The sequence below is a fragment of the Paenibacillus sp. AK002 genome (assembly GCF_053903045.1).
The window spans coordinates 6689108-6701646 of record NZ_CP096377.1 but is presented as its reverse complement, the minus strand read 5'-3'; the positions used below and the strand labels follow the sequence as shown (position 1 = coordinate 6701646).

At 53.9% G+C, this 12539-nt stretch carries 12 protein-coding genes; 10 read left to right on the top strand and 2 right to left on the bottom strand.

Translation table 11 applies throughout. The annotated features are described in order from the left end of the window. Window positions 1–216 precede the first annotated feature (216 nt). Together rlmN and M1D70_RS30240 are read left to right on the top strand one after the other, a co-directional pair. Window positions 217–1278, top strand: a complete 1062-nt coding sequence (gene rlmN, locus M1D70_RS30245; protein ID WP_009592691.1) for a 23S rRNA (adenine(2503)-C(2))-methyltransferase RlmN — start codon at window positions 217–219, stop codon at window positions 1276–1278. A gap of 148 nt (window positions 1279–1426) precedes the next feature. Beyond that, window positions 1427–1897: a DUF3052 domain-containing protein gene (locus M1D70_RS30240; RefSeq protein WP_456288701.1), complete on the top strand. Its 471-nt coding sequence runs from the start codon at window positions 1427–1429 to the stop codon at window positions 1895–1897. 62 nt (window positions 1898–1959) lie between these two features. On the opposite strand, the gene M1D70_RS30235 is transcribed toward M1D70_RS30240, so the two are convergent. Further along, window positions 1960–2598: a hypothetical protein gene (locus M1D70_RS30235; RefSeq protein ID WP_456288700.1), complete on the bottom strand. Its 639-nt coding sequence runs from the start codon at window positions 2596–2598 to the stop codon at window positions 1960–1962. Between the two features lie 193 nt (window positions 2599–2791). Between M1D70_RS30235 and M1D70_RS30230 the strand changes: the two genes are divergently transcribed. The 4 genes from M1D70_RS30230 to M1D70_RS30215 all read left to right on the top strand — a co-directional run bounded on the left by M1D70_RS30230 (window position 2792) and on the right by M1D70_RS30215 (window position 6634). Beyond that, window positions 2792–3085, top strand: coding sequence for a DUF6509 family protein (locus M1D70_RS30230; protein ID WP_009592692.1), 294 nt, complete (start codon window positions 2792–2794; stop codon window positions 3083–3085). A 506-nt stretch (window positions 3086–3591) separates the two neighbouring features. Then, window positions 3592–4533 carry a macrolide 2'-phosphotransferase MphI gene (mphI, locus tag M1D70_RS30225; RefSeq protein WP_456288699.1) on the top strand — a complete coding sequence of 314 codons (942 nt, stop codon included), beginning with the start codon at window positions 3592–3594 and terminating at the stop codon, window positions 4531–4533. A 292-nt stretch (window positions 4534–4825) separates the two neighbouring features. Then, a complete protein-coding gene (locus M1D70_RS30220) occupies window positions 4826–5362 on the top strand; it encodes a GNAT family N-acetyltransferase (RefSeq protein ID WP_456288698.1) in 537 nt (178 codons plus the stop codon). 453 nt (window positions 5363–5815) lie between these two features. Then, window positions 5816–6634, top strand: coding sequence for a GNAT family N-acetyltransferase (locus tag M1D70_RS30215; protein WP_456288697.1), 819 nt, complete (start codon window positions 5816–5818; stop codon window positions 6632–6634). A 60-nt stretch (window positions 6635–6694) separates the two neighbouring features. Here M1D70_RS30215 and M1D70_RS30210 read toward each other — a convergent pair whose 3' ends face one another. After that, complete coding sequence (locus M1D70_RS30210; RefSeq protein ID WP_456288696.1) at window positions 6695–7585, bottom strand: LysR family transcriptional regulator; 891 nt, start codon at window positions 7583–7585, stop codon at window positions 6695–6697. Between the two features lie 123 nt (window positions 7586–7708). Here M1D70_RS30210 and M1D70_RS30205 point away from each other — a divergent pair, with 123 nt between their 5' ends. The 4 genes from M1D70_RS30205 to M1D70_RS30190 all read left to right on the top strand — a co-directional run bounded on the left by M1D70_RS30205 (window position 7709) and on the right by M1D70_RS30190 (window position 12398). Next, window positions 7709–8785: a branched-chain amino acid aminotransferase gene (locus M1D70_RS30205; RefSeq protein WP_456288695.1), complete on the top strand. Its 1077-nt coding sequence runs from the start codon at window positions 7709–7711 to the stop codon at window positions 8783–8785. Between the two features lie 231 nt (window positions 8786–9016). Beyond that, window positions 9017–9913 carry a helix-turn-helix domain-containing protein gene (locus tag M1D70_RS30200; RefSeq protein WP_456288694.1) on the top strand — a complete coding sequence of 299 codons (897 nt, stop codon included), beginning with the start codon at window positions 9017–9019 and terminating at the stop codon, window positions 9911–9913. Window positions 9914–10022: 109 nt separating this feature from the next. Continuing rightward, entirely contained in the window at window positions 10023–11006 is a 984-nt protein-coding gene (locus M1D70_RS30195; RefSeq protein WP_009592708.1) for an N-acetylglucosamine kinase, read from the top strand. A 75-nt stretch (window positions 11007–11081) separates the two neighbouring features. Beyond that, a complete protein-coding gene (locus M1D70_RS30190; protein WP_456288693.1) occupies window positions 11082–12398 on the top strand; it encodes a 6-phospho-beta-glucosidase in 1317 nt (438 codons plus the stop codon). The last annotated feature ends 141 nt before the right edge of the window (window positions 12399–12539 follow it).

Here is a 12539-nt window from a genome sequence, read left to right as displayed (position 1 = left end):
AGTGAGCCGCCGAAGAATTAACGAGAAGTTGTAGCTCTTTTCGTTTCTCTAAATTATGATTGATTCAATCAGTCAATTATAAGATAGAGGGATTTCCTGGATATGTCAATCCCGTTTTGTGTAAAAGAAGCGTGAATTGCCTATAACTCCCCTTGTGTTCCCCTCGGAATTTTGGGACAATAAGGAGTGGACTATGAATAGAAAGAGGACCAATCAATGAACAAACCATCCATTTATGGATTAACATTAGATCAGTTGACGGCTTGGCTAGGCGAGCGTGGACATAAGAAATTTCGGGCAACGCAGGTGTGGGAATGGCTGTATCGGAAGCGGGTTACGTCTTTTTCCGATATGACGGATGTGCATCCGGAATGTCTGCAGCTGCTCGAGGAACATTATACGATCCTGACCTTGGAGGAGCATACCAAGCAGGAGTCTCTGGACGGCACGGTTAAGTTTCTGTTCAAGCTGGTGGACGGCAACCTGATCGAGACCGTATTGATGCGGCATAAATTCGGATTGTCGGTGTGCGTGACCACACAGGTCGGGTGCAATATCGGCTGCAGCTTCTGCGCCAGCGGGTTGCTGAAGAAGAGCCGGGATTTGTCCGCAGCGGAAATCGTGGAGCAGGTCATGCAGGTTCAGCTTCACTTGGATCGGAGAGGCAGCAGCGAACGGGTCAGCCATCTCGTCGTGATGGGGATCGGGGAGCCGTTTGACAATTATGAGAACATGTCGGATTTCATCCGCGTGATCAAGGATCATAAAGGGCTTGCGATTGGCCCTCGTCATATTACGGTATCGACCAGCGGGCTGGCTAACAAAATCGTCGAGTTCGCGGACAGCGATCTGGGCGTGAACCTCGCGATTTCCCTGCATGCGCCGAACGACGAGATCCGGACCCGCATCATGAAGATCAACAAAGCGATTCCGATCGAGAAGCTGATGGCCGCGATTGATTACTATTTGGAAAAAACAAATCGCCGCATCACGCTGGAGTACATCCTGCTGAAGGATGTGAACGATCAGCGGGAGCATGCGCTCGAGCTGGCCGAGCTCGTGGGCGAGCGCCGCAATCTGGCGAACGTGAACCTCATTCCGTACAACCCGGTGGATGAGCACAGCCAGTACCAGCGCAGCACCAAAGAATCGATCACCGGGTTTTACGATACCTTAAAGAAACAGGGCATCAGCTGCAGCGTGCGGCTGGAGCATGGCACGGACATCGACGCAGCCTGCGGGCAGCTGCGCAGCAAGCAGATCAAGAAAGCTCAGTAACAAGCAGACAACGGCATCGTTGGAGGCATTACCAACGCACCATAAGTTGCCGAGTAGTAAGGGCGTATCCATTCGTATGGGTATGCTCTTCTTAAATTGGGGCCGGTAGGTGGCCTGTATGAATCCATTGCGAGAGGAATGAGCAGAAATGCCGGAGATCCATCCAATCATCAAAAAGCTGCAGTACAAGGACCTCGGCCAGCCGGTGCTGATGCTTAACGCACCGCAGGCCTATCAAGAGGTCATCATCTCCCTGCAGGGAGATGTTCATACGGAGCCTGTGCAAGCACCTTACGACTTCGTGCAGGCCTTTGGGACAAGCAATGAAGAATTGCGGCGGCTGGCCGAGATTGCTGCCGGCTCCGTGGCGGACAACGGCCTGCTCTGGCTGTGTTACCCCAAGAAGACGTCCAAGACGTACAAGAACTCCGATTGCAGCCGGGAGAGCGTTGCGGGCATCCTTGCCGACGAAGGCTACGAGCCCGTTCGGCAGATCGCCATCGACGAGGATTGGTCCGCCTTGCGTTACCGCAAAGCGGAGCTGATCAAGACGATGACCCGATCGTTCGCCGCAACCGCGAAGGGGAAGGAACGGACCGGTCAAGAGGATGATAAATGATCGGCATCAGTCGTTTATAGCCCGATCAGCAAAATGACCCCTGTGAGGGTCATTTTGTCTTCTTAATACGATCTTTTCTTTTTTTCGTGTTCCTGTTTGAATTTCCAATCGCGGTATTCGGGCTTCCAGTCGTGGTGTTTGGATTTTCGGTCGCGATGCTGGATGTCTTTGTTGATCGCTTTGCTGCCGCTGCCCCCGCCGACGGCATGCTGCTGTCTGGTGCCGCGGCTTTCAATCGCCGAGTTGGTGCCGCCTGTGCTGTATTTGCCGGCGCCGCTGGCGATCTGCGTTGCTGACGCATTTCGGCTTCCCCTTGGAAGTTTTACGATCTGCTTGTTGATGACGAACACAACTTCTTTTTGATGATGTTTAAACTTTCCATGTTTGGCATGATGTTTCGGGTGATGCTTGGAGACAGGATGATCCTTGGGATCTTTCAATCCTAGATTTTTGGCGATGCCGCCGGCCCCGACGCTTTGCTGCTGGTACGTATGCGGAGATTGGATGGCCGCGTTGTTGCCGGCTGCGCCGCTTTTACCGGCGCCGCTGGCAATTTGCGTGGTGTTGGGTGCATTGGTGAACTGATCGTTCACTACAAAGACGAACCGCCCTACTCCGCCCAAAGGCGATGTTACGGAGAATCGTTGTTTGCCCTTCTCTACCGTGATGGTCAGATGGTCCTTTTGGGACACGCGCTTCATCTCCTTTTTTCAATGGAATCTTATTTAATCGTAAGTGAATTCAGTGCAGCTCGTTAGAGGTATGCGCTGATAGGATCGTAAATTGGGGAACGGCCTTGAGTTCCGGCAGAGGCTGCCTTTGAGCAAATAGAAAGAGTGTAAGGATGGGCGCCCTCTTGTGTATAATAAGCAGAGTGATAGAAAGGGTGGGAATATGTTAACGATCAAAGAATACAGCGTCGAGCTGGTGAAGGACCCGTTTGGTATCCTGACCGGCAAACGCTTTGAGTTTGTATGCGATTTGGACGTGCCGGAGGATGACGAGCTCTATTCGGAGCATGGCGTCTACCTGCGAGTGATCTACCTGGATGATGAGGACGCTTCGCGTATCGTCAAATACGATTTCTATGAGCGCACAACGGATCAGTATCTGGATTTTGATATGGAGCCCGAGGAAGAGGAAGAACTCACGGCTTTTTGCAGGGAGCATTTGCAGGAAGAAGCCTAAGGCAAGATGATGCGGTTAGAAAAGCGCCGTTGAGGGCTTCATTGCTCATCCCGTGTGAAACTTGCGTGTTATGCGTCACCTTAAAAAGCAGCAAACTGCTCAAGAAGGTCTTGCAAAGATTTCGTGGTTTTGGTAAAGTTATACACAACTTAGGATGAACGGAGGGTTACGTATGTTGGATTATTCCCGATTGAGATCTTTTCGCGGCTAATGAAATAGCGCTAAAGAGACCTGCACAGTTGCAGGGTAATCGGGATGGGTCCGTCTTTTTTACGTAACCCATTTTTATGATATGTCTATAGGAATGCATGTTTTTTCATGTGCGGGATAAGAGGTATGTTCACCTTCCCGTATTTGAACGTGTATTCGAGTAGGCATTTCCAGGAACGGTGGACGGTAAGGTCCCGTTTCGGTTACCCAGCACAGGCAGCTCGTTGCCTGTGCTTTTTTTGTTGTGATGACGGCCTATTACGATATCAATGAAATATGGAAGGGATGGATTCCTTATGACAATAGCTAAGCCCAATGACGATTATACGCAAGTGATCCAAGAGATGCTGGAGATAGCCGGTAAGCACGGGGTGAATTTGAATTCCGAAGGCATTGAGATGAATGAATCCGGGATGGACTTTCTCGTTGGATTTGCGGAGGAGGCCAAGACCGGGGCAAGGTGGATCCTGCGTAAGCCGAGAAGAACGGATGTGCTGGACAGGGCGGATAATGAGGCGCGGGTCCTGAAGCTGATCCAGTCCCATCTGCCGGTCGACGTGCCGGATTGGCGCATATATACGCCGGAGCTCATCGCCTATCCGCTGCTCGGCGGGCAGCCTGCCGCTTCCGTCAGCATGGAAGGTTATGCTTTTAATATGGATGCCGAGAATCCGGGTGAGCCGTTCGTTCACTCCCTGGCTGAGGCTCTGGTCGCCCTGCATGGAATCGACCACGATGCAGCCCGAGCCGCAGGCCTGCGGGTAAAAAGCCCCCAAGAAGTTCGCGAGGAGACTGCCCGAAACATGGACGACATCAAGGGCCGCCTAGGCGTTTCCGAAACGCTCTGGGAGAGGTGGCAGAAGTGGCTGGGAGACGACTCCTACTGGCCAACGCATTCCGCGCTGATCCACGGAGATCTTCATCCGCCGCATATCCTGATTGATGAGCGCGTGCGGGTTACCGGGCTGCTGGATTGGACGGAGTCGGAGGTAGCCAGTCCCGCCAAAGATTTCGTGCTGTACTATGCCATATACGGCGAGGATAATCTTCGTGTCCTGTTGGAACGGTATGAACAAGCGGGAGGAGTGGTATGGCCGCGCATGTTCGACCATATTGTCGAGCAGCATGCGGCTTATCCCGTGCTGATCGCCCAGTTCGCGCTCCTCACGGGTCAGGAAGAATATATGACGATGGCGCGGAATGCGCTGGGCTTGACGGAGCAAGCTGGTTCGAATTAAGAGGGCGGGCATAGGCGAGGTGCCCGATGCACCCTGATTCCGCAGAAATTAAAGAGCCAACCGACGCATACATTCGGTTGGCTCTTTGCATGATATAAATAACAGTATTCAACATAATTTTGGATGAGCCGTAGGACATATAATGAAATCGTGGTGAAATAAGAAGTAGGTTTAACGTATTTTACTCCATTTCGTAACGCAATTTACATACCTGTAAACCTCTTGGAAGAGTAAATATGTTATCCTAGACATACTAAACTTACATACATCATTCATTAAGGAGGGATTGACCGTGAATATTGAGGTACGTTTATGCCCGAAGGAACAGTCATTTATTCTGCATAACATATATCCGCTGTACTTGCATGACATTGCTGAGATATGGGGGGTCCGTCCTAACCGGTTCGGTGTTTTTGAAAAAGAGGAAGTGCCGACCTTAAGCGAACAGAGCAAACAGCTCGATGTATGGTGGGAGCAGCCATCGGTTCTTTTTCCTTATCTGATCACCGTGGATGGCATAGCGGCGGGATTGGCCCTGGTGGCAACGACGCCATACATTCCATCGCCGAATATCCAGTACTATTTGAATGATTTTTTTGTGATTCGGACTTTTCGAAGACAAGGTGTAGCCCAACGAGCGGCTGAGCTTGTGTTCGATCATTTCCAAGGCGCATGGGAGCTTCAGACGAATCCGACCGAGCGCAATATGAGCACCCAGATTTTTTGGCGCAAAACGTTAAACACGTACACGGGCGGACGGTATACGGAGCATGATGGCGTCCATCCGGAGAAGGGGGATATGCTGGTCTTCCGTTTTAATAACAAATAAGACGAGGACTTTAGCATCCTATTTGGAACAGGGCTTGACAGCTGAATACTGCCGGGATAAACGGAGTTAAATTTTTCGAAAAATGCTAGGATGAGGACGCCAAGATTGCAAAGGATGCTGAATCAGAGAACTGCTGGGCGGTGCGAAGCAGTCAGCGGCGATGAATGGCCATCACCTCGGAGCAGATCCGCCGATCGTTTATGTTGAGGCGTATCCGGGTTTACCCAGCCGTTACCATGGGGCATCATTGATGGATGATGACAAGAGTGCGTGCTCGGCTAGCCGGCACGAATCAGGGTGGTAACGCGGAGACAAGGCTCCGTCCCTACAGGGGACGGGGCTTTTTTGTGTTCTCTGGGCTGCTGGAGACGCCAAAAAGGCGGCAGGTCCGTGCGATCGGTCCACCGCTTGGGTCTGGCAGAGAAAGATTATGGGAAGAGAGAGGGATGAATCATGTTAACGAAGCTGATGCCACAGGACGAGGCGCTGTGCCGGGAAGAATTTATTCGGGATGAGGTATCGTACAACCTGATCCATCTCATTGCCGGGTCGCCGCAGCGTATAGGCCTGAAATCGCCGGACGGACGCATGATCTATGCGCAGTCGCCCCGCGGGAACGCCTGGTTATGGATATCCCGGGACGTTACCATGGATCGACGGCAGGCTCTGCTACGAGAACTGGTCAGCGAGCTGGGGGAAGCAGCCCTGCCGGGCGTGACGGGAGAACCGGGCGTGGCCGGGCAGTTCGCCAGCTGCTACGCAGAGGAGCGCCATGGAGCCTATCGTCATCAGATGACGATGGAGGCTTACCATGCCCCTGCCGTGAAGAGCCCTTATGGCGTCGAGGGGAAGATCAGAAGGGCCGCTAAGGAAGATACGCAGCAGGTGGCCCGGTTTCTGGTCGGATTCTCGGAGGATGCTTATGGAGTCCGAGCGAATGCGGCAAGCCAGGTCGAGGCAGCGCAGCGGCTCATCCGGGATGGAGGATTATATGTATGGACGGCCGGCAGCAAAACGGTATCGATGGCCAACATTGCGAACCGGTCGCCAAGGCACGGCCGCATCAACGCGGTGTACACGCCGAGGGAGGAACGAAAAAAAGGGTATGCCAGCGCATTGGTTGCAGACCTTGGATCTATCCTGCTGCAGGAGGGATTGGTTCCCATGCTGTACGCCGACCAGGCCAACCCGGACTCCAACCGGCTGTATCAACATGTCGGGTTTACCCGATGCGGGACGATTAGCGACCTCAAGTTTGTCCACAATGGATAACAAAGCCCCGATGCGGCACGCTCGGACAAAGCTGGGGAAGACGAGGGGCCTCAACAAGTGTTATTCTATAAAGGTAGCTAGAAAATGCCGGGCCCGATTGGACAGGACATGATCCCTGAGCCAAACAATGCCCACGTCCGATTGGAAATCAGCGCTTGTAATGGACAGCGTCCGGATGTTGGGAATCGCGAAGGAGGACATGACCGACTCGGGCAAAATGGTGGCGCCAATGCCTTCGGCTACCAAAGCGACGATGATGGCAACGCTGGAGCATTCGCATATGACGCGCGGTTCAAGTTCGCCGCGTTTGAATTCTTGAATGACCCGCTCATGCATCCCGATCGTCTGATCGGTTTTTAAGGACAGGAACGGATACTCCGCCAGCTCGCGCATCGAGATTTCCGAATGGGAGGCAATGCTCTCCCAGCTGCTTGGAATGACCGCGACGAACGGGTCGGAGGGCAGGGACTGAACGGCATAACGCTCGGGCCCGAAGCTGGATTCGAACGGAAGCCGGGTCACGGCGAGCTCGATATTGCGCTTGTCGAGCTGATCGGCCAGCAGGGAGTGGTCGCCTTCCCGAATCTTGAAGGTGACCTCGGGATATTGCTGCCGGAAGATATGGATGCGCTGAGGCAGGAGCGAAATGCAGGAGACGACGGCACCGATGGAGAGCATGCCGCGGACTCCCGCGTGGATCTCTTTCACCTCGGTCAGCGTTTCATTGAATTGGTTCAGCAGGGAGGCGGCCCTGTTCTGCAGCAGCTCGCCTGCGTGGGTGAGCTGAAGCTGCTTGCCGCTGCGTTCAAACAGCAGCACGCCGAGTTCTTCCTCCATCAGCTTCAGCTGACGGCTTAATGGAGGCTGCTCCATGTTAAGCTGTTTAGCCGCACGCGTGATCTGTCCTTCCTGGGCGATCGTCAGGAAATATCGCAGCTGCCGAATGTCCATTTTTCATACCCCCTCTCCATACCTTAAAGGTATGGTATCCCTATAAATCAGATATTTTTAATATAGGGCATCGATTGATATGATTCAACTAATAACGTTTGCAAAATAAGGAGATGTGTGCACATGACTTACGCGATATCCGTGGAATTAACGACCACCCCGAAGGAGAAGCCGAGCCATCATAAACAGGCTTTCGGCACGGTATTTACGGATCATATGTTTATTCTGGACTATGACGCCAGCAAAGGCTGGCACGACCCGCGCGTCGTCCCGTACCAGCCGATCGAACTTGACCCTGCCGCCAAAGTATTTCACTACGGCCAGACCGTATTCGAAGGCTTGAAGGCTTACCTGACGGAAGATCAGCGGATCCTCATGTTCCGCCCGAACAAAAATATTCAGCGGCTGAACCTGTCCAACCAGCGCCTGAGCATTCCGACATTGGATGAAGGGCTTGTGATGGAAGCGCTCAAGCAGCTCGTGCTTGTGGATCGCGACTGGATTCCTTCCGAGCCGGGCACATCGCTCTATATCCGTCCGTTTGTCATCGCAACCGAGCCCGTGCTCGGCGTAGCGCCGTCGCTGCAATACAAGTTCATGATCATCCTGTCGGTCGTCGGTTCGTATTATGCGGAAGGCATCAATCCGGTCAGCATCTACGTGGAGCCGAAATACGTGCGTGCGGTTGCCGGGGGCGTGGGTAATGCCAAGACGGCCGGCAACTATGCGGCAGGTTTGAAGGCGCAGGATGAAGCCACCCTCAAGGGATATTCGCAGGTGCTGTGGCTCGATGGCGTGCACCGCAAATATATCGAGGAAGTCGGCAGCATGAACGTGTTCTTCAAGATCGGCGATAAGGTGATAACGCCCGCGCTGAACGGAAGCATCCTGGATGGGGTTACCCGGAACTCCGTCATCCAGCTGCTGCAGCATTGGAACATCCCCGTGGAAGAGCGGGCCCTTTCCATCGACGAAATCGTGGAAGCTCACCGCAGCGGCTTGTTGACCGAGGCATTTGGCACCGGCACCGCAGCGGTGATATCGCCGATCGGTTCACTGGAATGGCAGGAGGAGCAATTGGTGATTGGCGAGGGAGCGACCGGCGAGCTTTCCAAACGCGTTTATGATGCCATCACGGGCATCCAGCTCGGAACCGTTGAGGATCCGTTCGGCTGGACGGTTGAGCTTCCGTTATCCTAATGCACCTGTAAGGACCCGCCCCAGGCATACTGGGGGCGGGTCCTTTTTTTCACAGGCAAGAATAAGGCTTCCGTGGTTTATCTTCTATCTCGCCAAGAAAGACCCTCGCAACTTGCGGTGTATCATCTGAGCGTAAACGTCGATCCATGTTTTTCTTAAGAGAGGCGCTCATGTTACGATGTGAGTACATCGTTGACACGTTGATTTACGAGGCATGGAGGTGCAATTGAAGTGAATCGTCCGCAAAGCGTCGTTCCGGACGCCATAGATTTTACGAACGCTGCCTTTCCGTTTACCGCGTCGACCACGCACGGCATATTCGCCGGAGCCCAGCGCCTGCATTGGCATCATGCATTGGAGCTTAACTATATTCAGGGCGGAACCGGTTTTATTCTGATCAACGGGATGAAGCTCCCGTTTCGGCAGGGGGATATCATATTCATCAACAGCAATGATCTGCATCGCGCGTATGAGACCGATAACCTGGTCATGGACGTCATTATGTTCGAGCCTTCCCTGCTGTCCATCGATCTCAAGTTCGACCCGGACCTGATGGCTCCCTTCCGCTCGCTCGGAAACGTAGACAGGCAATCTCCGGTGCACGATGAACTGGCCCGGCTGCTTCGGCGCATGATGGAGGAGTATGAAGCCCGGGGGACCTCTTATATGAGCCTGATCCGTTCGGATCTCATTCGTTTCCTGAGCTTGGCGAACCGCCATCTGTCGTCTCCGGCTCAGGAGCACAGGCCGATCAAGGGCAGGGGGATGCACGCATTAAAAGAAGTCCTGCGCACGATGGAGCTTCATCTGGACTACGGCTGGACGCTGCAGGAGCTGTCGGATTTAACGCATCTGAGCCCTTCCCGGTTCAGCGCCCTGTTCCAGCAGGCCGTCGGAACCTCACCGCATCATTATCTGATCCAGCTGCGCTTGACCCATGCCGTGCACCTGCTGGAGACGACGGACCAGAAGATTATCGAGATCGCGGAAACCTGCGGGTTCCGGAATCTGTCCAATTTCAATCGTCTGTTCAAGCAGCATGTCGGGGCTTCGCCAAGCGAGATCCGGGAGCGCGCTTATGCAGGCAGTCCCATGATCCCCTCCGCCACGAGTTCCAAGAAACAGTAAGATAGTATCACTCCTTGATCGTATAACAGTAGATGGCAACCTGTGGAAGCGGTATCTTAAACATATACCACCACATGACGCCGCCGTTGGGCGGGTAGGAGTGAAGTCCATGAGTTTGTATCTGGGTGTGGATGCCGGCGGCAGCAAAACGCATGCCGTCATCTGCGATGAACAAGGGAATATCCTTGGCAAGGGAGCGTCCGGCAACGGCAATCACCAGATTCACCGTGAGCATGCGGCCCGTAACATTGAGGAGGCCTGCAACCGGGCGCTTCAAGAGGCTGGAGCTGCCAAGGAAGATATCAGTTATGCCTATTTCGGCCTGGCCGGAGCCGATCGGGAAGCCGATTACGAGATCCTGCGCCCGATGATCGGGGCACTTGGATATCCGAGACATGCTATCGCATGCGATACGATCATCGGGATGAGGGCAGGAACGAGCCGTCCGTATGGCGCCGCATTGATCTGCGGTACGGGCTTCAACAGCGCCGCCCGTAACCGTGCGGGGGAAGAGCTGCAGTATGGCGGCTTCGGTTTCTTGTACGGAGATGGATATGCGGGCGGATCAGGGTTTGCGACGCTGGCCTTCCGGGCGGTTATTCGAGCCTGGGATGAGCGGGGACCGGCAACCTTGTTGACGTCGCTCGTTCTGGAGCAGATGGGATATACGTCCGTCGAACCGATGTACGAGGATGTTCTCTACGGCAGGATGAAGGTTCCGCCAAGTTTGGTGAAGACGCTGTTTCAAGCGGCTGAAGCGGGCGACGAGGTGGCAACCTGGATCCTCGAGAACGAAGGCGAAGAGCTGGCCAATGCGGTATGTACGCTGATCCGGCGGCTGGACATGGAGGACGAAGCCTTCGACATCGTTTATATCGGCAGCGTGCTGAACAGGCCGAACAGCTCGATCCTGACGGATGCAGTCGAACGGATCGTTGCGGTCCGGGCACCCCATGCATCCTGCGTAAGGCTGACATCCGATCCGGTTTCCGGCGCGCTGCTGTGCGCGATGGATGCCGACGGTCATGCCGTTGATGTTGAGACGGAGGCCAAACTGAAAGCATTTACGTTTGAGCAGGTAACCACAGCCTGATCAGCAGATCGTTGTAATAGAGCGTAATAGATCCGGATCGAAACGAATTGATATCATACCTTGGAGGCGATTAACGTGGCAGCAGGATTGAAGATAGCGGTCATCGGGGGAGGTTCCTCCTATACCCCGGAAATTGTAGAAGGTTTCATTCGCAATTATGAGCAAATGCCGATTCGCGAACTATGGTTCGTTGATATTGAAGAGGGCAAGCATAAGCTGGAGATCGTGGGCAATTTGGCTAAACGCATGGTCAAGGAGTCGGGTCTGCCGATCGAGGTTCATCTGACGCTGGATCGGAGGCAGGCGATTGCGGGTGCCGATTTCGTGACGACCCAGATGCGCGTTGGTTTGCTGGCGGCTCGCAAGCAGGATGAGCATATTCCGATCAAACACGGCGTCATCGGCCAGGAGACGACGGGGCCGGGAGGCATGCTGAAGGCGCTGCGCACGGTACCGGTGATTTTGGACATTTGCCGCGACATCGAAGAGTTGGCACCGAATGCGTGGATGCTGAACTTCACGAATCCGGCAGGCATCGTCACCGAGGCGGTCGCGAAGCACAGCAAGGTCAAATCCGTCGGCCTGTGCAACTCCCCGATTAACTTTCAGAAGTTCCTGGCGGCGGAGTACGGCGTGTCGGAGAGGGACGTTCTGGCCGAGTTTGTCGGGATCAACCATCTTCATTGGGTGACGTCGGCGATCGTCAACGGGGAAGAGAAAATGCCGGAGCTGCTGGACGGCGGAAAATCGTATACGGCGAAGAACGTGCCGACCTTCGGCTGGGACGCAGACTTTATCCGTTCGCTTGGGGCGGTTCCGACGTATTATCTTAAATATTTCTACATGACCGATACGATGTTCGCGGACATGAAGGCTTCGCTGGAGAAGGACGGAACCCGGGCGGACGTGGTCAGCCGGGTAGAAGAGGAGCTCTTCGAACTCTACAAGGACGAGAATTTAGCCGTGAAGCCGAAGCAGCTGGAGCAGCGCGGCGGCGCTTATTACTCCGAAGCGGCCGTCAACCTGATGACGTCCATTTATAATGACCGTCATGATATTCAGACGCTGAACGTTTCCAACGGCAATATCTACGATTTCCTGCCTGCGGACGCCAGCATCGAGATCAATTGCGTGGTTACGGGTCAAGGGCCCATACCGCTGGCGCCGCAAAAGGTTCCTTCCCGTGTGAAGGGACTGATGCATGCGGTGAAAGTGTACGAACAATTGACGATCGAAGCCGCCATTACGGGTGATCGCGGCATTGCGCTGCAGGCGCTGGTTCACCATCCGCTGGTGCCGTCCGTAACGGTAGCGAAGCAGCTGCTCGATGAAATGCTGGAGGCGAACAAAAAGTACTTGCCGGCTTTTTTTAAGCCGGAGGCCGTGGTGTAAGGCGGAATGAAATCAAACGTGCGGTTATGATATAACAACCTTGCAAACCCCTCTTCGTAATTGAAGAGGGGTTTTATTCATAGGAGTTCCGAAACCAAATCAATGAATGATATGAATGTCCGGATTGGATTCATTCCTGTC

What these genes read in the sequence shown, in the direction of transcription:
- M1D70_RS30195 (WP_009592708.1), top strand. Translation starts at nt 10,023, where the DNA reads ATGAGTTTGTATCTGGGTGTGGATGCCGGCGGCAGCAAAACGCATGCC.
- M1D70_RS30235 (WP_456288700.1), bottom strand. Translation starts at nt 2,598, where the DNA reads ATGAAGCGCGTGTCCCAAAAGGACCATCTGACCATCACGGTAGAGAAG.
- mphI (WP_456288699.1), top strand. Translation starts at nt 3,592, where the DNA reads ATGACAATAGCTAAGCCCAATGACGATTATACGCAAGTGATCCAAGAG.
- M1D70_RS30240 (WP_456288701.1), top strand. Translation starts at nt 1,427, where the DNA reads ATGCCGGAGATCCATCCAATCATCAAAAAGCTGCAGTACAAGGACCTC.
- M1D70_RS30215 (WP_456288697.1), top strand. Translation starts at nt 5,816, where the DNA reads ATGTTAACGAAGCTGATGCCACAGGACGAGGCGCTGTGCCGGGAAGAA.
- rlmN (WP_009592691.1), top strand. Translation starts at nt 217, where the DNA reads ATGAACAAACCATCCATTTATGGATTAACATTAGATCAGTTGACGGCT.
- M1D70_RS30230 (WP_009592692.1), top strand. Translation starts at nt 2,792, where the DNA reads ATGTTAACGATCAAAGAATACAGCGTCGAGCTGGTGAAGGACCCGTTT.
- M1D70_RS30210 (WP_456288696.1), bottom strand. Translation starts at nt 7,585, where the DNA reads ATGGACATTCGGCAGCTGCGATATTTCCTGACGATCGCCCAGGAAGGA.
- M1D70_RS30205 (WP_456288695.1), top strand. Translation starts at nt 7,709, where the DNA reads ATGACTTACGCGATATCCGTGGAATTAACGACCACCCCGAAGGAGAAG.